This window comes from Acidovorax sp. LjRoot118 (assembly GCF_964253575.1).
In the GTDB taxonomy this organism is placed as follows: domain Bacteria; phylum Pseudomonadota; class Gammaproteobacteria; order Burkholderiales; family Burkholderiaceae_C; genus Acidovorax.
Map to the genome: position 1 here is coordinate 1,253,002 of NZ_CAXURB020000001.1, position 22,080 is coordinate 1,275,081.

Annotated in this window: 24 protein-coding genes; 11 read left to right on the forward strand and 13 right to left on the reverse strand. The window is 67.8% G+C overall.

What is annotated here, in order from left to right:
* The first annotated feature begins 160 nt into the window (after nucleotides 1–160).
* Nucleotides 161–922: an enoyl-CoA hydratase/isomerase family protein gene (locus ACSQ9E_RS05820; RefSeq protein WP_436217143.1), complete on the forward strand. Its 762-nt coding sequence runs from the start codon at nucleotides 161–163 to the stop codon at nucleotides 920–922.
* Nucleotides 923–951: 29 nt separating this feature from the next.
* On the opposite strand, the gene ACSQ9E_RS05825 is transcribed toward ACSQ9E_RS05820, so the two are convergent.
* From ACSQ9E_RS05825 to ACSQ9E_RS05835, 3 genes are read right to left on the reverse strand one after another with little or no spacing between them, the layout of a single operon-like run.
* On the reverse strand, nucleotides 952–1,593 hold the full coding sequence (locus ACSQ9E_RS05825; RefSeq protein WP_436217144.1) for a glutathione S-transferase family protein: 642 nt from the start codon (nucleotides 1,591–1,593) through the stop codon (nucleotides 952–954).
* A 34-nt stretch (nucleotides 1,594–1,627) separates the two neighbouring features.
* Complete coding sequence (locus ACSQ9E_RS05830; RefSeq protein WP_436217145.1) at nucleotides 1,628–2,518, reverse strand: helix-turn-helix transcriptional regulator; 891 nt, start codon at nucleotides 2,516–2,518, stop codon at nucleotides 1,628–1,630.
* 11 nt (nucleotides 2,519–2,529) lie between these two features.
* A complete protein-coding gene (locus ACSQ9E_RS05835) occupies nucleotides 2,530–3,033 on the reverse strand; it encodes a YbhB/YbcL family Raf kinase inhibitor-like protein (protein WP_436217146.1) in 504 nt (167 codons plus the stop codon).
* A 243-nt stretch (nucleotides 3,034–3,276) separates the two neighbouring features.
* Here ACSQ9E_RS05835 and ACSQ9E_RS05840 point away from each other — a divergent pair, with 243 nt between their 5' ends.
* Nucleotides 3,277–3,759 (forward strand): VOC family protein, encoded by a 483-nt coding sequence (locus ACSQ9E_RS05840; protein ID WP_200961171.1) that lies wholly within the window; start codon nucleotides 3,277–3,279, stop codon nucleotides 3,757–3,759.
* Between the two features lie 197 nt (nucleotides 3,760–3,956).
* On the forward strand, nucleotides 3,957–5,207 hold the full coding sequence (locus tag ACSQ9E_RS05845) for an MFS transporter (protein ID WP_235516245.1): 1,251 nt from the start codon (nucleotides 3,957–3,959) through the stop codon (nucleotides 5,205–5,207).
* On the opposite strand, the gene ACSQ9E_RS05850 is transcribed toward ACSQ9E_RS05845, so the two are convergent.
* On the reverse strand, nucleotides 5,204–6,217 hold the full coding sequence (locus tag ACSQ9E_RS05850; RefSeq protein WP_057269582.1) for a LacI family DNA-binding transcriptional regulator: 1,014 nt from the start codon (nucleotides 6,215–6,217) through the stop codon (nucleotides 5,204–5,206). The two genes, ACSQ9E_RS05845 and ACSQ9E_RS05850, sit on opposite strands and share 4 nt — an antisense overlap.
* Before the next feature lie 421 nt (nucleotides 6,218–6,638).
* On the opposite strand from ACSQ9E_RS05850, the gene ACSQ9E_RS05855 reads away from it, so the two are divergent.
* From ACSQ9E_RS05855 to ACSQ9E_RS05875, 5 genes are all read left to right on the forward strand, one after another.
* Nucleotides 6,639–7,598 carry a Bug family tripartite tricarboxylate transporter substrate binding protein gene (locus tag ACSQ9E_RS05855; protein ID WP_436217147.1) on the forward strand — a complete coding sequence of 320 codons (960 nt, stop codon included), beginning with the start codon at nucleotides 6,639–6,641 and terminating at the stop codon, nucleotides 7,596–7,598.
* 65 nt (nucleotides 7,599–7,663) lie between these two features.
* Nucleotides 7,664–8,815 carry an L-talarate/galactarate dehydratase gene (locus ACSQ9E_RS05860; protein ID WP_436217148.1) on the forward strand — a complete coding sequence of 384 codons (1,152 nt, stop codon included), beginning with the start codon at nucleotides 7,664–7,666 and terminating at the stop codon, nucleotides 8,813–8,815.
* Between the two features lie 43 nt (nucleotides 8,816–8,858).
* On the forward strand, nucleotides 8,859–10,466 hold the full coding sequence (gene garD / locus ACSQ9E_RS05865; RefSeq protein WP_436217149.1) for a galactarate dehydratase: 1,608 nt from the start codon (nucleotides 8,859–8,861) through the stop codon (nucleotides 10,464–10,466).
* A 67-nt stretch (nucleotides 10,467–10,533) separates the two neighbouring features.
* Nucleotides 10,534–11,649, forward strand: a complete 1,116-nt coding sequence (locus ACSQ9E_RS05870; RefSeq protein ID WP_436217150.1) for an SMP-30/gluconolactonase/LRE family protein — start codon at nucleotides 10,534–10,536, stop codon at nucleotides 11,647–11,649.
* A gap of 44 nt (nucleotides 11,650–11,693) precedes the next feature.
* On the forward strand, nucleotides 11,694–12,464 hold the full coding sequence (locus ACSQ9E_RS05875) for an SDR family oxidoreductase (protein WP_057205730.1): 771 nt from the start codon (nucleotides 11,694–11,696) through the stop codon (nucleotides 12,462–12,464).
* Between the two features lie 4 nt (nucleotides 12,465–12,468).
* Here ACSQ9E_RS05875 and ACSQ9E_RS05880 read toward each other — a convergent pair whose 3' ends face one another.
* On the reverse strand, nucleotides 12,469–12,813 hold the full coding sequence (locus ACSQ9E_RS05880) for a metalloregulator ArsR/SmtB family transcription factor (RefSeq protein WP_436217151.1): 345 nt from the start codon (nucleotides 12,811–12,813) through the stop codon (nucleotides 12,469–12,471).
* Nucleotides 12,814–12,907: 94 nt separating this feature from the next.
* Between ACSQ9E_RS05880 and ACSQ9E_RS05885 the strand changes: the two genes are divergently transcribed.
* Complete coding sequence (locus ACSQ9E_RS05885) at nucleotides 12,908–13,288, forward strand: thiol-disulfide oxidoreductase DCC family protein (RefSeq protein WP_057269575.1); 381 nt, start codon at nucleotides 12,908–12,910, stop codon at nucleotides 13,286–13,288.
* A 47-nt stretch (nucleotides 13,289–13,335) separates the two neighbouring features.
* A complete protein-coding gene (ubiG, locus tag ACSQ9E_RS05890) occupies nucleotides 13,336–14,043 on the forward strand; it encodes a bifunctional 2-polyprenyl-6-hydroxyphenol methylase/3-demethylubiquinol 3-O-methyltransferase UbiG (RefSeq protein ID WP_057269574.1) in 708 nt (235 codons plus the stop codon).
* 6 nt (nucleotides 14,044–14,049) lie between these two features.
* On the opposite strand, the gene ACSQ9E_RS05895 is transcribed toward ubiG, so the two are convergent.
* From ACSQ9E_RS05895 to ACSQ9E_RS05930, 8 genes are all read right to left on the reverse strand, one after another.
* Nucleotides 14,050–14,376, reverse strand: a complete 327-nt coding sequence (locus ACSQ9E_RS05895; RefSeq protein WP_057269573.1) for a thioredoxin family protein — start codon at nucleotides 14,374–14,376, stop codon at nucleotides 14,050–14,052.
* Nucleotides 14,377–14,465: 89 nt separating this feature from the next.
* Nucleotides 14,466–15,755: a molybdopterin molybdotransferase MoeA gene (moeA, locus tag ACSQ9E_RS05900; protein WP_436217152.1), complete on the reverse strand. Its 1,290-nt coding sequence runs from the start codon at nucleotides 15,753–15,755 to the stop codon at nucleotides 14,466–14,468.
* Nucleotides 15,752–16,393 (reverse strand): molybdenum cofactor guanylyltransferase MobA, encoded by a 642-nt coding sequence (mobA, locus tag ACSQ9E_RS05905; protein WP_057269571.1) that lies wholly within the window; start codon nucleotides 16,391–16,393, stop codon nucleotides 15,752–15,754. The genes moeA and mobA overlap by 4 nt, the downstream gene beginning before the upstream one ends.
* 55 nt (nucleotides 16,394–16,448) lie before the next feature.
* Nucleotides 16,449–17,585: a GTP 3',8-cyclase MoaA gene (moaA, locus tag ACSQ9E_RS05910; protein ID WP_057269672.1), complete on the reverse strand. Its 1,137-nt coding sequence runs from the start codon at nucleotides 17,583–17,585 to the stop codon at nucleotides 16,449–16,451.
* Nucleotides 17,586–17,648: 63 nt separating this feature from the next.
* Entirely contained in the window at nucleotides 17,649–18,410 is a 762-nt protein-coding gene (locus ACSQ9E_RS05915; RefSeq protein WP_436217153.1) for an SDR family oxidoreductase, read from the reverse strand.
* Between the two features lie 61 nt (nucleotides 18,411–18,471).
* Nucleotides 18,472–19,059: a DUF2889 domain-containing protein gene (locus tag ACSQ9E_RS05920; protein ID WP_436217154.1), complete on the reverse strand. Its 588-nt coding sequence runs from the start codon at nucleotides 19,057–19,059 to the stop codon at nucleotides 18,472–18,474.
* A 51-nt stretch (nucleotides 19,060–19,110) separates the two neighbouring features.
* Complete coding sequence (locus tag ACSQ9E_RS05925; protein ID WP_436217155.1) at nucleotides 19,111–20,544, reverse strand: aldehyde dehydrogenase family protein; 1,434 nt, start codon at nucleotides 20,542–20,544, stop codon at nucleotides 19,111–19,113.
* A gap of 92 nt (nucleotides 20,545–20,636) precedes the next feature.
* Entirely contained in the window at nucleotides 20,637–21,341 is a 705-nt protein-coding gene (locus tag ACSQ9E_RS05930; protein ID WP_057205752.1) for a Crp/Fnr family transcriptional regulator, read from the reverse strand.
* 100 nt (nucleotides 21,342–21,441) lie between these two features.
* Here ACSQ9E_RS05930 and ACSQ9E_RS05935 point away from each other — a divergent pair, with 100 nt between their 5' ends.
* Nucleotides 21,442–21,969 (forward strand): DUF962 domain-containing protein, encoded by a 528-nt coding sequence (locus tag ACSQ9E_RS05935; protein WP_057205755.1) that lies wholly within the window; start codon nucleotides 21,442–21,444, stop codon nucleotides 21,967–21,969.
* Nucleotides 21,970–22,080 lie beyond the last annotated feature (111 nt).

Below are 22,080 nucleotides of genomic sequence, written 5' to 3' on the forward strand. Positions count from 1 at the left end.
CAACGTTCCCCAAGCGGCTCACAAAGCTCAGCGAAGCGGTTCTGGCTAGGCGCTGCGTCGCAGACAGTACGACTAGTACGACTAGTACGGCAAGACGCAGCAACAACGCCAGAAGAGCTTTGTGAGTCGCCACCACCGAAGAGAGAAAGAGAGACCAACCATGAGCTTTGCCACCCACACCATCGAAGGCGCCGTCAGTGTCGTCACCCTGCAGCGCCCCGAGCGCCTGAACGCCATCAGCGGCACCCTGCTGGTGGACCTGCACGCCGCACTGCAGGCCGCTCAGAACGAGCCCGCCACGCAGTGCATCGTTTTCACCGGTGCCGGCCGCGCCTTCTGCGCGGGCGACGACCTCAAGGAATTCGCCGAACAGTCCGAAACCCCCGCCGCCATCGCCGAGCACTGCGAGCGCATCCAGCAGATCACGCGCGACATCATGTTCGGCACCAAGCTCGTCATCGGCGCCGTGCATGGTTATGCCGTGGGCGGCGGCTTCGAATGGGTGCTCAACTGCGACCTGGTCGTGGCGGCCGACACGCTGGTCTGCTTCTTCCCCGAAATGGCGCTGGGCCACTTCGTCACCGGCGGCGTTACGCACCTTCTGCCCCAGATCCTGGGCCACCAGCGCACCATGGAACTCATCGTGCTGGGCGAGCGCCAGAGCGCTGCAGACCTCAAGGCACTGGGCCTCGTCAACCGCGTGGTACCGGCCGACCAGATGCTGTCCGCCGCCATGGCCCTGGCCGCCGAAGTGGCCACCCGCTCGGCCGGTGCCACTGCACGGCTCAAGCGCGTGCTGACATCGGGCCTGGGGCCGCGGATCGAAGAGGCGCTGGTGGCGGAGAGCAAGGCGGCGAATGCCTGCTTTGCGGATCCGGATACGGCACAGCGGATCGACGTGTTTGCGAAGGGGCGGTTGTGACGTTGCGCAAGCGCCGTTGAACCGCGCTGTCAGCCCAGCAACGGCACCAGATCCGGATCCCCCTTGGCCATCGCGCGTTGGTACGCCGGCCGCGCCCCGATGCGCTGCAGGTAGGCGCGGATGTTCGGGTACGGCGTTAGGTCCAGTGGCTGGAACAGCCTCATGGTGGTGAGCGAGAACACGCCCATCACATCCGCAGCCGTGAACTCCTGGCCTGCGAAATAGGGCACTTCGCTCAGGCGTGCTTCCACCAGCGCCAGCACCCGGTCCAGGCGCACCTGTGCGTTCTGCTGCACCGGGTGGTCTGCCGGCAACTGGGCGCGGTTGACCACCATCATGCGGCCCAGCACGGGCATCAGGTTGCCGTTGGAGAAGTGGAACCAGTACAGGAACGCCGCGTAGTCGGCATGCTCCGGCGAGAGCTTGAGGCGGCCGCCGCCGTGCCTGGCGATGATGTATTCGACGATGGCGGCCGACTCTGCCAGCAGCAGGTCGCCGTCTTCGATGACCGGCGCGGCGCCCAGCGGGTGCAAGGCCTTGAGTTCGGGCGGCGAGAGGCGCGTGACGGCGTCGCGCGTGTAGTGCACCAGTTCGTAGGGCAGGCCCAGTTCTTCGCAGAGCCAGACGATGCGTTCGGATTGGGAGTGGCCGAGGTGGTGGATTTTGAGCATGGGGTAGTGGTTGGTTGGTGGTTTGGAAAAGGGATCAGTGGGCCCCGCGCTCATGGCCGCGCACGGCCGTGGGGGCAAAGCCGAAGCGCTGGCGAAACCGCACGGCAAAGCGCGAGGGTGATTCATAACCCACCGACAGCGCGATGGACGATACCGGTTGCGCCGTGGCCTGCAGCAGCGTGAGCGCGGTGGCCATGCGCACGTCCACGAGCAATTGGGTGAGCGATGCGCCTTCGGCCACCAGGCGGCGCAGCGTGGCTTCGGACACGGCCAGTTCGCTGGCGATGCGGCCGGCGGTCCAGTCGGCGTCGAGCCGGCCCGCGATCAGCGCGCGCACCCTGACCGATACACCGGGGTTCGCTGGTGGGGCGTGCAGGGCGATGCCGTGCTGCTCCAGCAGCCAGTGCAGCACCTCCAGCACGCGCTGGCGCGCGACGGAGGCGGGCAGGGCTTGGTCGGGCGCCAGGGATTGCGCGGCGCGCTCGAACGCGCTGGCCAGCGTTGGTGCCACCTGGGGCACCCGGCGCACCGATGCGCTCGCGCTGCCGGAGCACTCGGCCTGCGCAGCACGGGCCAGGTAGTAGGGGTCTTCGAGCAGGGCGGTGTCGAACAGCAGCCAGCGGGCCTCGTAGTGGTCCACACCGCGGGGCACGGCGTTGGTGAAGTCCACCGTCTGCTGGCCGTCGATCACGATGGCCTGCCCTGGCATGGCGCGTGCCGTGGCGCCGCGCTCGGCGCGCACGGTCTTGGTGCCCTGGTCGACCAGGATCAGCGCAGGCTGGTCCATGCGCATGCGCAGTATCTCCAGCCCGCGCCCCTGCAGCACATGGGCCGCCATGCCCACGCCGGGCAGTGCGTGGATGCTGCGGGCCGGGGCGGCGCCGTCGGGTGGGGCGTGGCGTGGGCGCATGGGGCTGTGGTTCATCGATACCGCGCTCAGCGTGATCCCATGGCGGTGAAGCTGGCCTTGCCCACCGTGTGGGCGCCGGCCATGAAGGCCAGCAGTGCTGGCGTGGCCGTGGGCGGCAGGTCCAGCCGGGGCACATCGAGCGCGGTCACGGTGACCACGTAGCGGTGCGTTCCGCCGGGCGGGGGCAGGGGGCCCACATAGCCGGGCACGCCCATGTCGGTGTTGATCTCCACGGCGCCTGGTGGCAGGGCACCGGTGCCTGCCACCCCGGCGCCGCGCGGCAAGGCGCGGGTGCTGGCCGGCAGGTTGGCCACGGCCCAGTGCCACCAGCCCGAGCCGGTGGGTGCGTCGGGGTCGTACAGGGTGACGATGAAGCTCTGCGCGCTGGCCGGCGCGCCCTGCCACTCGATCTGCGGCGACAGGTTGTCGCCCGGGCCGCCCATGGCGCTGGCGAATTGCGCGCGGGCCACGCGGCCGTCGGCCATGTCGGGGCTGTGCACGGTGAATGGGGTGGCGGTGTTGAAAGGCATGTCGATTCCCGGTGGTTGGTGTGCGCAAAGTCTAGGTTCCGGGGTACTTTCAAAGGGTGCGGCGCCAATCGCATTCTGTGCCAATCCGATCAAATGCAAAGACGCGCAGTGTCGCGGTGGCGTCCTACAGGCACTGCCTTGCGGGTTGGCACCGAACGCGACACACTGGCCGGCGTTCGATCCGCGCAGGGGCTGCTTTGCTTCGTGTTCCTGCTTACACCCATCCATCTCAGGAGACACCGCATGCCCATGCCCAAGAACACCGTCTGCATCTGGTACGACAGCGAAGCCGAGGCCGCTGCCAACTTCTACGCCCAGACCTTCCCGGACAGCAAGGTGACCGCTGTGCACCAGGCACCATCGGATTTCCCGGGCGGCGGCAAGAAGGGCAATGTGCTGACGGTGGAATTCACCGTCGCCGGCATCCCCTGCATCGGCCTGAACGGCGGCCCGCAGTTCAAGCACAGCGAGGCCTTCTCGTTCCAGATCGCCACCGACGACCAGGCCGAGACCGACCGCCTGTGGAACGCCATCGTCGGCAACGGCGGGCAGGAGAGCCAGTGCGGCTGGTGCAAGGACCGCTGGGGCATCAACTGGCAGATCACCCCGCGTGTGCTGACCGATGCCATGGCCCAGGGTGGGGAGGTGGCCAAGCGTGCCTTCCAGGCCATGATGCCCATGAGAAAGATCGATGTCGCAGCGATAGAAAAGGCCGTTCGCGGCTGAGCCTGGCCGCGTGCAGGTCCGCCGGAGCATCGGGAAATATTTTTCTCCGGTGCGGTTGACGGGCAGCGAAACACCACGCCATAATCCGCCCCGCAGCTGCCAGCCAGCCTGTCGTAAGCGTTACCGTCATCCAACGCGTCCTTTGTCGAGAGGAGCCCAGTAAGGGCGTGTCTCGGCGTTTTAAAGGCGCGCTCTCCATGACGTCACGCATTTCGCATTCTTCTTCTCCATCCCCCTCCGCTTCTTCCGTAGTTCGCCCGCTCGGGTCCGTTTCTGCACCTGCGCCTGCCTTGTTCGCGGCGCTGGCACCGGTGGTGCTGGCGGTCTTCCTCGGTTTTCTGTCCATCAGCATTCCGCTCGGCGCCCTGGCGCTGGAGGTGCGCGACCACTTGGGCTTTGGCGCGGCCACCGTGGGCTGGGCCATCGGCCTGCAGTCGCTGGCCACCTTGCTCACGCGCCACCAGGCGGGCACGCTTTGCGACCAGCGCGGGCCGCGTTTTGCCGTGTTGCTGGGCCTGCCGCTCACGGCCTGCTCGGGGCTGGCGTATGTGCTGGCCAGTGTGCTGCCTTTGGGCGCTGCAACCAGCCTGGCCGTGCTGATCCTCGGCCGGCTGGTGGCGGGCCTCGGTGAAAGCCTGTTCCTCACCGGCCTCATGAGCTGGGGCATTGCGCGCGTGGGGTCGGCGCGCACGGGCTCCGTCATGTCCTGGGTGGGCATTGCCATCTATGCCGCGCTCGGCCTGGGCGCACCGCTGGGGCTGGCGGTGCAGCCATCCTTCGGCTTTGCCGGCGTGGGCGTGCTCGCGCTGATCACACCGCTGCTGGCCTGGGCCATTGCGCTGCGGCTGCCGGCCGTGCCCGCCTCGGGCGGGCAGCAGCGCGTGCCGTTCCACCGCGTGCTGGGCCTCATCTGGCGGCCGGGCCTGGTGCTGGCGCTGGCCACCGTGCCGTATGCAGCCATGGCTGCGTTCCTCACCCTCAACTACGCGGCCCACGGCTGGGCCCATGCGGGCACGGCGCTGCTGGGTTTCAGCGCGGCCTACATCCTCGTGCGCCTGGTGGGCTCGGGTCTGCCGGACCGCCTGGGTGCCACGGCTGTCGCCGTGTGTTCGCTGGCCTTCGAGGCCGTGGGCCAGGTGTTGATCTGGCAGGCGGTCAGCCCTGCCATGGCCGTGCTGGGCGCCACGCTCACCGGCCTGGGCTTCTCGCTCGTGTTCCCGGCCATGGGCGTGCTGGCCACGCGCTCGGTGCCGCCTGAGCAGCGCGGCCGTGCGGTGGGCAACTTCATCGCCTTTGCCGACATTGCGCTGGGCGTGACGGGGCCGGTGGTGGGCATGGCGACGCACTGGTTCGGCATCGGCACGGCCTTTCTTGTGGGGGCGGGAGCCACCTGCGTGGCGCTGGCCTTGCTGGCTGGCGTGCGCCTGGGGCGCAGCGCGGGCGGCTAAGCCGCGTCCACCGACGTGGAGCGCCGCTCGATCAGCCGAAACCCCAGGTCCACGATGGGCTGCGCCACCGCCTCGCCATTGCAGCGGGCCATGATGAGCTGCGCGGCCAGGCGGCCGATCTCGGGGCCATCCACATGCACGGTGCTGATCGACGGCAGCATGTGCGCGCCGAACTCGGCGTTGCCGAAGCCCACCACGGCCAGATCCTCGGGCACGCGCAGGCCGCGTGCCTGGGCCTCCACCAGCACGCCGTGGGCCAGGGTGTCTGAGCTGCAGCACACGGCTTGCAGGCCCGGTTCCTTGTCCAGCAACTCTGCCAGCGCGCGGCGGCCCAGGGCCAGGCTGCTGGGGGCGGGCACCACGGCGGTGGGTACGTCGTCACGTCCCAGGGTGGCCAGAAAGCCTTCGCGCCGCAGCATGGCGCGGTGGTCGCTGCCGGTGGCGATGCCCACCTTGTGCCATCCGCGCGAGAGGAAGTAGCCGGCCACGGCACCACCCACCTTGAGGTGCGAAAAACCGATCACCATGTCCACCGGCCGGTCGCTCAGGTCCCAGGTTTCCACCACGGGTATGCCGGATCGCCTGAGCCGGTCGCGTGCCTTTTGCGACTGCACCAGGCCGGTCATCACGATGCCGTCGGGCTGGCGGCTGATCATGGTGTTGAGCACGGCCTCTTCGCGCTCGGCGTCGTAGTTGGTCTGCCCCACGATGACCTGGTAGCCGCCCGCAGCCAGCGCCGAGGTGAGGGTCTGCACGGTGGGCAAGAACTGCGATACCGACAGCGCCGGCACGATGGCCGCCACCATGCGGCTGCGCTTGGACTTGAGTCCCCCCGCCAGCAGGTTGGGGATGTAGCCCGTGGCCTCCACGGCTTCGCGCACCTTGGCGATGGTCTTGTCCGACACCACGCCCGGGTTGCCCAGCGCGCGCGACGCAGTGATGAGCGACACGCCCGCGACCTTGGCCACGTCGTGCAGGGTGACGGGCTTGTGAGGGGAGGGGATGTTCATGGGGCGGGCGATGACAAGGGAGCGGTGAGTGGGGCCATACCCTACCAAAAATCCGGGGATGCCCGGCACTGGCAAGGTGGCGCGTAGTGCGATGACGACGGGTAGGGGCTCTCGCTGGCCGAGCCGATGGGGCGTGCGGGCAGTGGTTTGTGGCCCTGGCAGGCCTGTCTTCTTCGGGCAAACCCTGGTCTGAATCTGGTTGACGGCTCAAAATGACAACGATATCATTTGCGCCGGACTGCGGTAATCAGCAGCTGGTGGGTGCGACAAACCAACATACAAAAATCGCTAACCATGCTGCTCTGGCAGTGAAATGACAACGTTGTCATTTTGGACTGCGCCGTCAGACCGTTCCACCCAAGGCCGCAGCAACTGCGCGGGCAGGCCATCGGGACCATTTTCATAAAGAAGGAGACAACGCATGAAGAAGACACTCACCGCCCTGTGCATCGGCCTGGCGGCCCTGGCATCACACGCGCAGACCTGGCCCGACAAGTCGGTGACGCTGGTCGTGCCGTTCCCGCCCGGTGGCTCCACCGACCAGGTGGCACGCGCCGTGGGCCCGCTGCTCACCAACAAGTTCAAGCAGTCCTTCCTGGTGGAGAACAAGGCCGGGGCTACGGGCACCATCGGCGCCACCTTCGTCAAGCGTGCTCCGGCTGATGGCTACACCTTCCTGGTCACGTCGCTCGGTCCGCTGGTCATCACGCCACACCTGCTCAAGGGCATGCAATACGACGCGCTCAAGGATTTCGACCTGATCACCGTGGCCGTGCAGTCGCCCAACGTGCTCGTCGTGCCCACCAATTCGCCGTTCAAGACGGTGGCCGACGTGATCGCCAGCCTCAAGGCCAACCCCGGCAAGCTGACCTTTGCCTCGGCGGGCAACGGCTCCAGCGACCACCTGACGGCCGAGCTGTTCTGGCAGCAGACGGGTACCACCGCCATCCATGTGCCCTACAAGGGTGGCGCCCCGGCGCACACCGACATCATGGGCGGGCAAGTGGATGCCTCGTTCCAGAACGTCAACTCGGTGGTGCAGTACATCAAGGGCGGCAAGATGCGCGCCCTGGCCGTTACCAGCGCCGCGCGCTCGCCCGTGCTGCCCGATGTGCCCACCCTGACCGAAGCCGGCGTGAAGAACGTCGAGGTCACCTCCTGGCAGGCCATCGTCGCGCCCAAGGGCCTGCCGCCCGCCGTGCGCGAAAAGGCCCATGCCGCGTTTGCCGAGGCGCTGAACGACCCGAAGGTGAAGGACCAGTTCGTCGGCATCGGCTTTGAGATGGTGGTCAACACGCCGGCCCAGTTCGCTGACTTCCAGAAGAAGGAATACGCGCGCTGGAAGACGGTGATCGAGACCGGAAAGATCTCCATCGACTGATGCGCCACAGCCCCAAGGCGCAGCCTTGGGGCTCCTGTTTTCCTGTTATCCCCCAGTTCCTGCCCATGACTGCCTCCACCCCCTCCGCCGCTGGCGACTCCATCGCCTGGGTCCGTGTTTCCTCGTGCTACCTGCCGCTGGCCAACCCGATCAGCGACGCCAAGGTGCTGACCGGCCGCCAGAAGCCGATGACCGAGATCGCGATGCTGTTTGCCGAGATCGAAACCCGGGACGGCCACAAGGGCCTGGGGATGAGCTATTCCAAGCGCGCGGGCGGGCCGGGGCAGTTTGCACACGCCAAGGAAATCGCGCCCGCACTGATCGGCGAGGATCCGAGCGACATCTCGCGCCTGTGGACCAAGCTGTGCTGGGCCGGTGCCTCGGTGGGGCGCAGCGGCATGTCCACCCAGGCCATCGGTGCCTTCGATGTGGCGCTGTACGACCTCAAGGCCCGCCGTGCGGGGTTGTCGCTGTCCAAGCTCCTGGGCTCGCAGCGCGACTCGGTGCAGTGCTACAACACCTCCGGCGGCTTTCTGCACACACCCATCGACCAACTGGTGGTGAACGCAGGCGCCTCCATCGAGCGCGGCATCGGCGGCATCAAGCTCAAGGTCGGCCAGCCCGACCGGGCGCTGGACATCACGCGCGTGGAGACCGTGCGCAAGCACCTGGGCGAGCAGGTACCGCTGATGGTGGACGTCAACCAGCAGTGGGACCGCCCCACGGCCCAGCGCATGTGCCGCATCTTCGAAGAATTCAACCTGGTATGGATCGAGGAGCCGCTCGACGCCTACGACTTCGAAGGCCACGCCGCACTGGCCGCCACCTTCGACACGCCGATTGCCACCGGTGAGATGCTGACCAGTGCCGCCGAGCATGGCGAGCTGATCCGCCACCGCGCGGCCGACTACCTGATGCCCGACGCGCCGCGCGTGGGCGGCATCACGCCCTTCCTCAAGATCGCATCGCAGGCCGAGCACGCGGGCCTGAGCCTGGGCCCGCATTTCGCGATGGAACTGCACGTGCACCTGGCCGCTGTGTACGCCACCGAGCCCTGGGTAGAGCATTTCGACTGGCTGGAGCCGCTGTTCAATGAACGCCTGGAGATCAAGGACGGCCGCATGCTTGTGCCCACGCGCCCCGGCCTGGGCCTGAGCCTGAGCGAGCAGGCGCGTACCTGGACGCGCGAGACGGCAGAAGTCGGACAGCGCCCCTGATGCGCCTGCGGTAGATTGAGAAAAACAGCACCGAGAAAACCCCATGACCGATAGCACCGCATCCTCCACGACCCCGGCGCGGCCGCCCCTGCACATCAAGATGGACGAGCGCGACAACGTCGCCATCGTCGCCAACGACGGGGGGTTGCCCGCGGGCACGGTGTTCCCCTCGGGCCTGACCCTGGTGGACAAGGTGCCGCAGGCGCACAAGGTGGCGCTGGTGGACATTGCCGAAGGCGGCGAGGTGCGCCGCTACAACGTGCCCATCGGCTATGCCCTGAAACCCATCCCCGCGGGCACCTGGGTACACGAGCGCCTGCTGCGCATGCCCGAGGCGCGCGAGCTCGAAGGCCTGCCCATCGCCACGGTCAAGCCCGATCCGCAGCCACCCCTGGAAGGTTACACCTTCGAGGGCTACCGCAATGCCGATGGCTCGGTGGGCACGCGCAACATCCTGGCCATCACACAGACCGTGCAGTGCGTGGCCGGTGTGACCGACTTCGCCGTGCAGCGCATCAAGGCCGAACTGCTGCCGCGCTTTCCGAACGTGGACGACGTGGTAGCGCTGGAGCACAGCTACGGCTGCGGCGTGGCCATCGACGCGCCCGACGCCATCATCCCCATTCGCACGCTGCGCAACATCTCGCTCAACCCCAACTTCGGCGGCGAGGTGATGGTGGTCAGCCTGGGCTGCGAGAAGCTGCAGCCCGAGCGCCTGCTGCCGCCCGGCAGCATTCCCCTGGTGGACGAGCGCAACGTGGCCGATACGGGTACGAGCGCCGAAACACCACTTGACGTGGTGTGCCTGCAGGACGATGCGCACGTGGGCTTCATGTCCATGGTCGACTCCATCCTGCGCCAGGCCGAGCTGCACCTGGAGCGCCTGAACGCGCGCCGCCGCGAGACCGTGCCCGCCAGCGAACTCGTGGTGGGCGTGCAGTGCGGCGGCAGCGACGCGTTCTCGGGCGTCACGGCCAACCCGGCCGTGGGCTACTGCACCGACCTGCTGGTTCGCGCGGGCGCCACGGTGATGTTCTCGGAAACGACTGAGGTGCGCGACGGCATCGACCAGCTCACCTCCCGTGCCTCCACTCCCGAAGTGGCCGAGGCCATGATCCGCGAGATGGCCTGGTACGACGCCTACCTGCAGCGCGGGCGCGTGGACCGCAGCGCCAACACCACGCCAGGCAACAAGAAGGGCGGCCTGTCCAACATCGTGGAAAAGGCCATGGGCTCCATCGTCAAGTCGGGTAGCTCGCCGATCTCGGGCGTTATCGCGCCGGGCGAAAAGCTCCGGCAGCGCGGCCTGATCTACGCCGCCACGCCGGCCAGCGACTTCATCTGCGGCACCTTGCAGCTCGCTGCGGGCATGAACCTGCACGTGTTCACCACCGGCCGTGGCACGCCTTACGGCCTGGCCCAGGTGCCCGTCATCAAGGTGGCCACGCGCGACGACCTGGCACGCCGCTGGCACGACCTGATGGACATCAACGCCGGAACCATTGCGACCGGCGAGAAGACGATTGCCGACGTGGGCTGGGAGATGTTCCAGCTCATGCTCGACGTGGCCAGCGGCCGCAAGAAGACCTGGGCCGAGCAGTGGAAGCTGCACAACGCGCTGGTGCTCTTCAACCCCGCACCGGTCACCTGATTCCGCGGCCGAGGATCGGCCGCGTTCCGCTTTCTTTCATTCAAAACCACAACAGGAGACAAGAGAGATGACGACCCATCCACAAGGCATGCTGCCCGCTCGCCGCAAATTTCTGAAAACGGCGGCCGGCACTGGTGTAGCCGCCCTGAGCGGCCTGGCCGGCGCGCAGGCCTTCGACTTCAAACCCAACCAGCGCTACCCCGACCCCTCGGTGTTCATCCTGGACCCGAGCTTTGCCAAGTACCGCATCTACAGCAGCACGGTGGAGCAGCTGGGCACGGGCATGCGCTGGGCCGAGGGGCCGGCCTACTTCCCCGAGGGCGGCTACCTGCTGCTCAGCGACATCCCGAACAACCGGCTGATGAAGTACGACGAGAAGACCGGGCAGTTCTCGGTGCACAAGACCAACGTCAACTACGCCAACGGCAATGTGTGCGACCGCCAGGGCCGGCTCATCAGCTGCGAGCATTCGGTGACGCGCCGGGTGACACGCACCGAGAAGGATGGCCGCACCACCGTGCTGGCCGACCGCTTCGAGGGCAAGCGCCTGAATGCGCCCAACGACATCGTCGTCAAGTCGGACGACAGCGTCTGGTTCACCGACCCCACCTTCGGCATCGGCGGCGAATGGGAGGGCTCGCGCGCCACGCCCGAGCAGGCCACGACCAACGTCTACCGCATAGCGCCCGACGGCAAGCTCACGGCCGTGATCACCGACCTGGTGAACCCCAACGGCCTGGCGTTCTCGCCCGACGAGAAGAAGCTCTACGTGGTGGAGTGGAAGGGCACGCCCAACCGCAGCATCTGGGCCTACGACGTGTCGGCCGATGGCGCCAGCGTCTCCAACAAGACCAAGCTGATCGATGCCGCCGGCCCTGGTGCCTTCGACGGCTTCAAGGTGGACCGCGACGGCAACCTGTGGTGCGGCTGGGGCCACACCGGCGCGCTGGCGGCCGAGCCTACCGACATCGGCGGCGGCATGAAGGCGCACCTGCCCACGGCCCGCTCCGACGAGATGGACGGTGTGAAGGTCTTCAACCCCGAGGGCAAGCCCATCGGCTTCATCCGCCTGCCCGAGCGCTGCGCCAACCTGGCCTTTGGCGGGCCCAAGCGCAACCGGCTGTACATGACCAGCAGCCATTCGCTGTACGCCTTGTACGTGGAGTCGCACGGCGCGGTGTAAGGTCGTACTCTCGCCATCGTTTCTATCTCACCAGGAGTATTTGCGTGTCCTCTCTTCCCGCCCAGAAAGTCGCTCTCGTCACCGGCGCCGGCAGCGGCATCGGCCGTGCCGTTGCCAAGGCGCTCGCGCACGACGGTTTCTTCGTCGTGGCCACCGGTCGCCGTGCCGAGTTGCTCGATTCGCTTGTTTCGGAAGTACATGCTCTGGGCGGCAAGGCCCTGGCCGTCACGTCCGACGTGCGCGACCCCGCCAGCGTCGATGCGCTGTTCCAGGCGGTCGAGAAGGAGGGCGGCCGGCTCGATGTGCTGTTCAACAATGCCGGCATCGGCGCGCCCGCCGTGCCCATGGACGAGCTGCCCGTGGAGAAGTGGCTGGATGTGGTGGACACCAACATCACCGGCGTGTTCCTGTGCGCGCGGGCGGCCTTCGGCCTCATGCGCCGCCAGTCGCCCCAGGGCGGGCGCATCATCAACAACGGCTCGATATCGGCCCACACGCCACGGCCCTTCAGCAGCCCCTACACGGCCAGCAAGCACGCCGTGCTGGGCCTCACCAAGTGCCTGGCACTCGACGGGCGTCCCTTCAACATCGTGGGCTGCCAGATCGACATCGGCAATGCGCTGACCGACCTGTCGGCCCGCATGACCAAGGGCGAGGGCGTGCGCCAGGCCAACGGCACCATGGCCACCGAGCCCATGATGGACGTCAAGCACGTGGCCGAGGCTGTGAGCTACATGGCCGGCCTGCCGCTCTCCGCCAACGTGCTCAACATGACCGTGATGGCATCGAACATGCCTTTCGCAGGGCGCGGTTGAGGCCTCATTCGGCCGCCGGCTTGGGCTTGGCGCCCGCTGCCTTGGCCTTGCTCTGGGCCAGGGCGCGGCTTTCCTTCTTGAGCCCCTTGGACACGGGGCATACGCTCTGCATGAAGCCCGTGAGGGTGTGTGCCAGGTTGTCGCGCTGCAGGCTGTAGAAGACGAACTGGCCGCGCTTTTCCGAGGTGACGAGGCCGGCGTTTTCCAGCACCTTGAGGTGCTGCGAGAGCGAGGGCTTGCTCATCTCGAAGCGCGCAGCGATCTCGCCCGCAGACAACTCGGTCTCGGACAGGTAGGCCAGGATCTTGCGCCGGGGGGTGGACGCAAGTGCTTCGAAGATCTTTTCCATGCGCACATTCTAGCGAAGCCGTGTCGTGACTTATTTAATTAAATATTTAGGTATTTAACTAAATATTGCTATGATGGCTGCAAAGGAAACGGCCATGAGCAACACCCCGAACCCCACTGCCACCGTGTACTACAACAGCGCCTGCCCCGTGTGCGATGCCGGCATCTGTGCCATGCGGGAGCGGCTGGCCGCCGATGGGGGTGTGCAATTGGTGGACGTGCACCAGCACCCCGAGGTGCTCGATGCGCTGGGCCTGGACCTCGAAGCCGTGCGCGAGCGCCTGCACCTGGCCGACGGGCAGGGGCGCATGCAGGTGGGTGCCGATGCCCTGGCCGCCGCCCTGCGGCGTTTGCCGCGCTGGGGCTGGTTGGCCGCGCCGCTGCGCTGGTGGGGCCTGCGCCGTATCACCGACCTCTTCTACAACGCCTTTGCGCGCCGGCTCTACCGCTGGAACCGAGCCAAGGGCCACTGGTAACAGGCGCTGAGCCGATCGATCTTCCCCATTTTCAAAGGAGCAACACCATGGTCCACACCAATTTCGACGCCGCTGAACTCGCCAAATTCCAGCAACTGGCCGACCGCTGGTGGGATCCCGAGTCGGAATTCCGCCCGCTGCACGAGATCAACCCACTGCGTTTGCAGTGGATCGACGATGCGGTGTCATCACTCCAGGGCAAGCGTGTGCTCGATGTGGGCTGCGGCGGTGGCATCCTGGCCGAGTCCATGGCCCGGCGCGGTGCCGATGTGCTGGGCATCGACCTGGCGGACAAGCCGCTCAAGGTGGCCACGCTGCATGCCCGCAAGACCGGGGCGAGTGTGGCCTACCGCGCCGTGTCGGCCGAGGAACTGGCGGCAGAGCAGCCCGGCAGCTACGACGTGGTGACCTGCATGGAGATGCTGGAGCACGTGCCCGACCCGCGCCTGGTGATCGAGGCCTGTGCGCGGCTGGTCAAGCCCGGTGGCTGGGTGTTCTTCTCCACGATCAACCGCACGCCCTTTGCGTGGCTGATCGCGGTGTTCGGTGCGGAGCGCGTGCTGCGGCTGTTGCCCGTGGGCACGCACGACTGGCGCAAGTTCATCCGCCCGCACGAGCTGGTGGCCGATGCGAAGGCGGCGGGCCTCACGCTCAAGGACTCGCGGGGGCTGGGCTACAACCCCTTCACCCGGGCGTTCAGGCTGCACCGCGCGCTGCGCGTGGGCTACCTGCTGGCAACGAAGAAGCAGGGTTGAAGGGAGTCAACCTGCAACGGCCTGCAGCGCCTGTTGCACATCGGCGGCCTGCTGCGGACGCACCAGGCGGTCCACTTCCTTGCCGTCCTTGAGGAAGACCAGGGTGGGCCAGAGCTTCACGCCGAAGGTGCGGCCCAGGCGCTGGCCGGGGCCGTCCTCGACCTTGACGTGGGCCACATCGGCACGGTCCTTCAAGGCCCCTTCGATCAGGGGCTGGGCGCGCTGGCAGTGGCCGCACCAGGGCGTGCCGAACTCGACGACGGTGGCGCCGGCCAATTGGTCCACTTCATCGCGCGAAGGGGGCTGTGCAAGGTGTTGGGCTGCGTAAGGCATGGCGATCTCGTTTCCATGAGAGGGGGGTGTTCAGTGCAGCGTAGTCCGCGTTGCCGCAGGCGTTGGGAAGTCCATGCCGCACCTGCGTGTCAGATCACGCCGTCAAAGACCATGACGTCCACGGGTTCGCCCACGGCCACGTCGCCCTGGCCGTGGTGCAGCACGATGAGGCCGTTGGCCTGCACCATGGAGCTGAGCACGCCCGAGCCCTGGTTGCCGGTGGTGCAGACCTGCAGGCTGCCATCGGGGGCCGTGCTCACGGTGCCGCGCTGGTACTCGGTGCGGCCGGGTTTCTTGCGCAGGGCCTCGGTGCTGGTGGCGCGCATGAGGGGGGCGGGCGCATGGGTGCTGCCCATCATGCGCAGCAGGGCCGGGCGCACGAAGGCCAGGAAGGTGACCATCACCGCCACCGGGTTGCCGGGCAGGCCGAACAGCACGGCGCTGCGGCCGTCTGGCGTACCACTGGCCAAAAGCCCCACGGCCATGGGGCGGCCGGGGCGCATGGCGATGCGCCAGAAGGCCACGTCGCCCAGTTGTTTCATCATGGTGCGCGTGTGGTCGGCCTCGCCCACGCTCACGCCGCCGCTGGTGACGATGGCATCGGCCTGCTGCGCCGCCTGGCGAAAGGCCGCCTCCAGCAGGGCGGGCTCGTCGCGCACCACACCGAGGTCGATCACCTCCACGCCCAGGCGCGTGAGCAGGCCGAACACGGTGTAGCGGTTGCTGTCGTACACCGCCCCTTCGCGCGGGGGCTCGCCCAGGCTCAGGATCTCGTCGCCGGTGGAAAAGTAGGCTACGCGCAGGCGGCGGTGCACCGTGACGGTGGGCAGGCCCAGGCTGGCCACCAGGCCCAGTGCGGCCGGCGTGAGCAGCTCGCCCTGCGCCAATGCCACGCTGCCCTGCATCAGGTCCTCACCTTTGAAGCGGCGGTTGTCGCCCAGGCGCAGCACATCGGCGGCGATGGTTATGGAGCCGTCCGCGCCGGTGGTGGTGAACTCCTGCGGCACCACCGTATCGAGGCCCGGCGGCATGATGGCCCCGGTCATGATCTTCACGCACTCGCCCGTGGCCACCGTGCCTGCCCAGGCCTTGCCGGCCAGGGCCGTGCCCACGGGGCGCAGCGTGAGCGGCTGGCCCGGCACGAGTTGGGTGCCGGCCAGCGCATAGCCATCCATGGCCGAGTTGTCGTGCGGCGGCACGCTCACAGGCGAGACGACGTCGCTGGCCAGCACGCGCCCCAGCGCATCGAAGATGCCAATGGTTTCGGTGCCCTGCACCGGCTGCACCAGGCGCGCGAGGAAGGCATTGGCATCGGCAACGCTCAGGGCCTTGGGATCGTAGCCCTGCAGTTCGGCGGCAATCTGGGCAAGGGTCTTCATGGGCGGTCGGATGGTGTGCCGGCCTCCAGCGCGTGCAGCTCGGCCAGGGTGTTGGCGTTGAAGAAGGCCTGCGGGTCGTCGCCCGGCGCGTTGAAAGGCACGATGGCGCAGGCATGCTGGCCGGTCCACGCATCGATCTTGCGGCCGCCGGCCTGGGTGAAGGCCACCAGGCTTTCGAGCAGGTCCACGCGCAGCAGGCAGAACACGGGCTGGGGGCGCACGGCCAGCTGGCCGCTGCCATCGTCCTCGGGGGCGGCGGCCATGGCGATGTCGGCACCCGCTTCGTCGGCCGCTGCGGCCAGGCGCGCCGCCAGGTCCAGCGGGAACAGGGGGGTGTCGCAGGGCACGGTCAGCATCCACGGGGTTTCGCAGCGCTCCAGCCCGGTCATGAAGCCGGCCAGTGGGCCGGCATAGTCAGCCAGCACGTCGGGCCACACCGGCGCGCCGAATGATTCGTAGGCTGCCAGGTTGCGGTTGGCGTTGACCATGGTGGCGCCGGTCTGCATCTGCAGCCGCATCAGCGTGTGCAGCGCCAGCGGCATGCCGCGAAAGCCCTGCAGGCCCTTGTCGACCCCGCCCATGCGGGAGCCGCGGCCCCCGGCCAGCACGAGGCCGGTGATGTCCTGGATGTCGATCATGGAGAGGGGTGGCCCGGTGTGCGTTGAAGAAAAAGAAAGGGCAGCAGCGCCTGCATCACCCGCCGATATAGCTCATCTCCACCCGGCGCGGCCCGGGCGTGGCATCCGCAGGCAGGCTGCTGCGCAGCTCCGAGTAGCGGTCGCTGCGGTTTTGCCAGATGGGGGCGATGGCCGAGGCGATGGCCTCGTCGCTCGCGCCGCCGCGCAGCAAGCTGCGCAGGTCATGGCCCTGGGTGGCGAACAGGCACAGGTACAGCTGGCCTTCGGTGGACAGGCGTGCGCGGTTGCAGTCGTGGCAAAAGGCCTGGGTCACGCTGCTGATGACGCCGATCTCGCCCAGCGCTGGGTCGTGCCGGCCGCTGGCATCGGCATAGCCCCAGCGCTCGGCGGTCTCGCCGGGGCTGGCGGGATCGAGCGGCACCAGCGGCAGGTGGGCGCGCAGGCGCTCGATGAGTTCGGCCGAAGGCAGCACTTCGTCCATGCGCCAGCCGTTGGTGGCCCCCACATCCATGTACTCGATGAAGCGCAGCGTGGTGCCCGTGCCGCGAAAGTGCCGCGCCATGGGCAGGATCTCGTGGTCGTTGGTGCCGCGCTTGACGACCATGTTGACCTTGATGTGCGACAGGCCCGCCGCATGGGCCGCCTCGATGCCTGCGAGCACGTCGGCCACCGGAAAGTCCACGTCGTTCATGCGCCGGAACACCGTGTCGTCCAGGCCGTCGAGGCTCACGGTCACGCGGTTCAGGCCCGCGTCCTTGAGCGCTCGGGCCTTGCGCACCAGCAGCGACCCGTTGGTGGTGAGCGTGAGGTCGGGGGGCGTGCCATCCACCGTGCGCAGCGCGGCCAGTTGCGCCACCAGGGCTTCGAGGTTCTTGCGCAGCAGGGGCTCGCCCCCCGTGAGGCGTATCTTGCGCACGCCGTGGGCCAGGAACAGCCGGGCCAGGCGCGTGATCTCCTCGAAGCTGAGCAACGCGCTGTGGGGCAGGTAGGGGTAGTCCTTGTCGAACACCTCCTTGGGCATGCAGTAGCTGCAGCGGAAGTTGCAGCGGTCCGTCACGCTGATGCGCAGGTCGCGCAAGGGACGCCCGCGTGTGTCCACCAGATGCCCCGTTGGAGCTTGTGCATGCAGCGGCACCACCGCCCGGAGGGCGGCGCTGCGCTGGTCCACCAGGGGGATCACACGTTCGGCCATGGGGGCATTTTGCCGCAGTTGCTGCATTGGGGATGCGGCCTCCCAACTTGCCCTTGTGGGGGCTTAGACGCAGCGGCCGCCGTCTACCTCGATGCACACGCCATTGATGAAGGACGCTTCATCACTGGCAAGGTAGAGCGCGGCGTTGGCCACGTCGAGCGCGGTGGAAAAGCGCCCCAGCGGGATGGTGGCCAGGAACTTGGCGCGGCGCGCATCGTCCACCGGGCCGCCCGCGAACTCGGCGGCCAGGCCGGTGTCGGGGTTGAACACGGGGTTGATGCAGTTCACGCGGATGTTGTCGGGGCCGAGCTCGGCCGCCATGGACTTGCTGGTGATGATCACGGCGCCCTTGGATCCGTTGTACCAGGTCAGGCCTGGGCGTGGGCGCAGGCCGGCCGTGGAGGCAATGTTGATGATGCTGCCGCCGCCCACCTTGCGCAGCACCGGCACGGCGTGGATGGCCGAGAGGTAGATGCTCTTCATGTTGATGGCATAGACCTTGTCGAACTCGTCCTCGCTCACATCCAGCATGGGGCGGTTGCGGTGCGTCCAGCCGGCGTTGTTGACCATCACGTCGAGCTGGCCATACAGGCGCACGGCTTCATCCACCAGGGCCTTGACCTGGGCCGAATTGGTCACGTCGGCCTTGAAGAAGGCGGCCGTGCCGCCGGCCGCGGTGATCTCGGCCACCACGCGCTGGCCGCCGGCTTCGTTGATGTCGTTGACGATGAGCTTGGCGCCCTCGGCCGCCAGGCGCTTGGCGATGCCCTCGCCAATGCCGTTGCCGGCGCCGGTGACGATGACGGACTTGTTCTGTGCACGCATGGAGTGTCTCCCTGTCTTTGGAAAATGGGGCGGTAAAAAAAAAGGTGTGGAACTGCTGTGGTCAGCGTTCGGCGGGCGGTGCCGCCGTGTCGGGTTTGCTGATTGCAGCGGGCACGCGGCCGTAGAACTGCGGAAAGTGCTCCTTCACGCCGTTGCCGTCGCAGGCCCAGCCCGTGCACTGGTTCAGGTGGCGCGGCGGGTCGCCATTGGCAGGCGGTGCGAACACGGCGGTGACGGACTGGAAGGCGGCGGTGGCCAGGTTGAACAGCAGCTCGCGCAGGTGGGTGCAGCTGGCCACGCCACCCAGGTGCTTCTGGATGGCCTGGCGCCAGCCGCGGGTCATGCTGCAGCCCACCATCTGCTGCAGCGCGGCCTGGGCCAGCGGGCAGTCCTTGAGCGGGTGGGCATCCATCGCCACGTCGATGGCCTGCACCACGAGCTGGCGGTCCACCGTGACGCGCAGTAGCATGTGGTGGATGGGCTCGCCCGCGCGGCGCACGCCCTCGCCACGGTGCACGGGGGCATCGTAGGCCTTGCTATCGTGCAGCTCGCCTTCGATGTCCCACAGGCCGTCATCGCGTTCATAGCCCTGGTAGGTCACGCGCCGGACATGGCGGGCGGTGCGGGGGGCGGGGGGACTCAGGGGCATGGAAAGAGGTCTTGCGCAAATCGGTGCCCGCCAGGTCGGCGAGCGCCGCAATCAACCGTGCTTGATCGCCACGGTCTTGAGGGTGGTGAAGCCGTACAGCGCCTCGAAGCCCTTTTCGCGGCCATAGCCGCTGGACTTCACGCCGCCGAAGGGCAGCTCCACGCCGCCGCCGGCGCCGTAGTTGTTGATGAACACCTGGCCGCTGTGCACACGCTTGGCCATGCGGAACTGGCGCGAGCCGTCGCGTGTCCAGATGCCGGCCACCAGGCCGAACTGCGTGGCATTGGCCAGTTCCACCGCATGGTCCTCGTCCTGGAAGGCCATGGCCGAGAGCACCGGGCCGAACACTTCCTCCTGCGCCAGGCGGTGCTGCACCGGCACGTCGCGCAGCAGGGTGGGGGCTTGGTAGAAGCCGCCTTCGGGCGATTCGTCCACCACCACGCCCTGGGCCACCATGGGGATGCCGGCCACCTGCGCGTCGGACAAAAAGTCCCACACGCGCTGCTGCTGGGTCTGGCGGATCAGCGGGCCTACGTCGAGGTCCATGGCCGCAGGGCCCACGCGCAGGCCTTCAAAGGCCTTGCCCAGGCGTTCGAGCAGGGGCTCGTAGATCAGCGAGTCGATCAGCACGCGCGAGCCGGCGCTGCAGGTCTGGCCCGCGTTCTGCACGATGGCGTTGATCACCACGGGCACGGCGGCGTCCAGGTCGGCATCGGCAAAGATGATCTGCGGGCTCTTGCCGCCGAGCTCCAGCGTCACCGGGCAGTGGCGCTCGGCCGCCACCTGCTGGATCAGTGTGCCGATCTTGGGGCTGCCGGTGAAGCTGATGTGGTCGATGCCGGGGTGGCGCGCCAGCGCGTCGCCCACCTCATGGCCGTAGCCGGTGACGATGTTCAGGGCCCCCGAGGGGAAGCCCACCTCGGCCGCGAGCTGCGCCACGCGGATCAGCGACAGGCAGGCGTCCTCGGCCGGCTTGACCACGCAGACGTTGCCGGCCGCCAGGGCACCGCCCACGCTGCGGCCAAAGATCTGCATCGGGTAGTTCCAGGGGATCACATGGCCCGTCACCCCATGCGGCTCGCGCCAGGTGAGCACGCTGTAGCCGTCCAGGTAGGGCAGGGTCTCGCCATGCAGCTTGTCGCAGGCACCGGCATAGAACTCGAAGTAGCGCGCCAGCGCCAGCGTGTCGGCGCGGGCCTGCTTGGTGGGCTTGCCGCAGTCGCGCTGCTCCAGCGCCGTGAGCTCGTCGGCATGCTCGAGCACCTTGGCCGACAGGCGCTGCAGCAGGCGGCCCCGGTCGGCCGGTGCCATGCGCTGCCACACTGCGTTGTAGCACTGGCGCGCCGCATGCACCGCCGCGTCGATGTCATCGGCGTTGCTGCGCTGGATCTCGTCGAAGGGCTGGCCGTCGGACGGGTCGATCACGGCAAGCGTGCGGCCCGACGAGGACGGAACAGAGGCGTTGGCGATGTAGTTCAGTTGCATGCCGCCATTTTGCCCGGAAATGCAAAGTGTTCTTAGTATTTTGCTCCCAAATGCACTTGGGTGATAACCCGTGTGTGCTGGGCGCTATTGATTCAGTAGCAAGTGGCGCGCAGGGCCGCCAGGTCCAGGATCTCCACCTCGCCGCGGTGCACGCGCACCAGGGCGCGGCCCTCCAGGTCCTTGAGGATCTGATTGGTGGTCTGGCGCGAAATGGCCAGCATCAGCGACAGCTGCTCCTGGGATATGCCGATCACCCGGCGCGACTGGCCCTCGGCCGTCCACTGGCCGTAGCCCTCGGCCATCATCACCAGGCGGCGCGCCAGGCGCTGGCCGGCAGGCAGCAGGGCCAGTTCTTCGATGGCCACGAAGGCGGTGCGCAGCTTGTCGGTGAGCAAGAGGGCCAGCGCATGCCAGTGCTGAGGGTGGGCGGTGAGCCAGGCCTGCAGAGGGTCGTGCGGTATCTGCAGCAGGGTGCTGGCTTCGGCCGCGTGGGCATCGTGCGTGCGGGCCGAATTGTCGAACACCGAGATCTCGCCGAACCAGTGCGGGGGCTCCAGCCGCGTGAGCATGGCGGCGCGCGCTTCGTCGGCCCGCCCGCCCGTGCCCGAAATGCTGATCGCGCCGCGCACCACGGCATACAGCCCGCAGGGCGCATCGCCGCGCAGAAAGAGCACCTCGCCCGGCGCCAGCTGGCGCAGGTGGGCCATGGCCAGCAGGGGCTGGGCGAAGTCGGGCGGCAGGTGGGCAAACCAGCGGCCGGACTGGAGCACGGGAAGGTAGGCGGCGGGGTCGGTCATGCAGTCGGGTAAGGCTGGGTTTGTGTCGGCTCCCCGACAGACGGGGGGCGGGCGCCGCACGAGTATGGATGCTGCTTACAACAACAACCAGGAGACACCCATGAAAACCCTGATCGACCACCTGGCCCAGTACGCCGACTACCACCGCGACCCGCGCAACATCCACACCCATTTCGTGGGGGTGCCGATGATCATGTTCGCCGTGGTGATCCTGCTCTCGCGCCCCGTCTGGCTGCTGGGTGGTGTGCCTGTGGGGCCGGCGCTGGTGGCAGCCATCGCGGCCAGTGTCTTCTACTTCCGGCTCGATACGCGCTTTGGCCTGGTGATGGCCGCGCTGCAGGCCGCCATGCTGGCCGGCGGCCAATGGCTGGCGCTGCAAGGCACCACGCTGTGGCTGGCCACGGGCCTGGGCCTGTTCGCCGTGGGCTGGGTGATCCAGTTCGTGGGCCACTACTACGAGGGCCGCAAGCCCGCCTTCGTGGACGACCTGGCAGGCCTGATCGTGGGGCCGCTCTTCGTGGTGGCCGAGTTGGGCTTTCTGATGGGCCTGCGCAAGGAAGTGCAGCACGCCATCGAGCAGCGCAGCGGCCCGGTGCGCCTGCGCACGGGCCCGACTGCAGCGGCCTGAACCGGCGCATCTCCCCCTCTCTCCTCGTTCATCGACTTTTGCCCACGGCACCGCTTGGCGGTGCCGTGGGCTTTGCCACAGGAGCGCGGCCAGCCCCTGGCCGCGTGAGCG

What these genes read in the sequence shown, in the direction of transcription:
- ACSQ9E_RS05820 (WP_436217143.1), top strand. Translation starts at nt 161, where the DNA reads ATGAGCTTTGCCACCCACACCATCGAAGGCGCCGTCAGTGTCGTCACC.
- ACSQ9E_RS05825 (WP_436217144.1), bottom strand. Translation starts at nt 1,593, where the DNA reads ATGCTCAAAATCCACCACCTCGGCCACTCCCAATCCGAACGCATCGTC.
- ACSQ9E_RS05830 (WP_436217145.1), bottom strand. Translation starts at nt 2,518, where the DNA reads ATGAACCACAGCCCCATGCGCCCACGCCACGCCCCACCCGACGGCGCC.
- ACSQ9E_RS05835 (WP_436217146.1), bottom strand. Translation starts at nt 3,033, where the DNA reads ATGCCTTTCAACACCGCCACCCCATTCACCGTGCACAGCCCCGACATG.
- ACSQ9E_RS05840 (WP_200961171.1), top strand. Translation starts at nt 3,277, where the DNA reads ATGCCCATGCCCAAGAACACCGTCTGCATCTGGTACGACAGCGAAGCC.
- ACSQ9E_RS05845 (WP_235516245.1), top strand. Translation starts at nt 3,957, where the DNA reads ATGACGTCACGCATTTCGCATTCTTCTTCTCCATCCCCCTCCGCTTCT.
- ACSQ9E_RS05850 (WP_057269582.1), bottom strand. Translation starts at nt 6,217, where the DNA reads ATGAACATCCCCTCCCCTCACAAGCCCGTCACCCTGCACGACGTGGCC.
- ACSQ9E_RS05855 (WP_436217147.1), top strand. Translation starts at nt 6,639, where the DNA reads ATGAAGAAGACACTCACCGCCCTGTGCATCGGCCTGGCGGCCCTGGCA.
- ACSQ9E_RS05860 (WP_436217148.1), top strand. Translation starts at nt 7,664, where the DNA reads ATGACTGCCTCCACCCCCTCCGCCGCTGGCGACTCCATCGCCTGGGTC.
- garD (WP_436217149.1), top strand. Translation starts at nt 8,859, where the DNA reads ATGACCGATAGCACCGCATCCTCCACGACCCCGGCGCGGCCGCCCCTG.
- ACSQ9E_RS05870 (WP_436217150.1), top strand. Translation starts at nt 10,534, where the DNA reads ATGACGACCCATCCACAAGGCATGCTGCCCGCTCGCCGCAAATTTCTG.
- ACSQ9E_RS05880 (WP_436217151.1), bottom strand. Translation starts at nt 12,813, where the DNA reads ATGGAAAAGATCTTCGAAGCACTTGCGTCCACCCCCCGGCGCAAGATC.
- ACSQ9E_RS05885 (WP_057269575.1), top strand. Translation starts at nt 12,908, where the DNA reads ATGAGCAACACCCCGAACCCCACTGCCACCGTGTACTACAACAGCGCC.
- ubiG (WP_057269574.1), top strand. Translation starts at nt 13,336, where the DNA reads ATGGTCCACACCAATTTCGACGCCGCTGAACTCGCCAAATTCCAGCAA.
- ACSQ9E_RS05895 (WP_057269573.1), bottom strand. Translation starts at nt 14,376, where the DNA reads ATGCCTTACGCAGCCCAACACCTTGCACAGCCCCCTTCGCGCGATGAA.
- moeA (WP_436217152.1), bottom strand. Translation starts at nt 15,755, where the DNA reads ATGAAGACCCTTGCCCAGATTGCCGCCGAACTGCAGGGCTACGATCCC.
- mobA (WP_057269571.1), bottom strand. Translation starts at nt 16,393, where the DNA reads ATGATCGACATCCAGGACATCACCGGCCTCGTGCTGGCCGGGGGCCGC.
- moaA (WP_057269672.1), bottom strand. Translation starts at nt 17,585, where the DNA reads ATGGCCGAACGTGTGATCCCCCTGGTGGACCAGCGCAGCGCCGCCCTC.
- ACSQ9E_RS05915 (WP_436217153.1), bottom strand. Translation starts at nt 18,410, where the DNA reads ATGCGTGCACAGAACAAGTCCGTCATCGTCACCGGCGCCGGCAACGGC.
- ACSQ9E_RS05920 (WP_436217154.1), bottom strand. Translation starts at nt 19,059, where the DNA reads ATGCCCCTGAGTCCCCCCGCCCCCCGCACCGCCCGCCATGTCCGGCGC.
- ACSQ9E_RS05925 (WP_436217155.1), bottom strand. Translation starts at nt 20,544, where the DNA reads ATGCAACTGAACTACATCGCCAACGCCTCTGTTCCGTCCTCGTCGGGC.
- ACSQ9E_RS05930 (WP_057205752.1), bottom strand. Translation starts at nt 21,341, where the DNA reads ATGACCGACCCCGCCGCCTACCTTCCCGTGCTCCAGTCCGGCCGCTGG.
- ACSQ9E_RS05935 (WP_057205755.1), top strand. Translation starts at nt 21,442, where the DNA reads ATGAAAACCCTGATCGACCACCTGGCCCAGTACGCCGACTACCACCGC.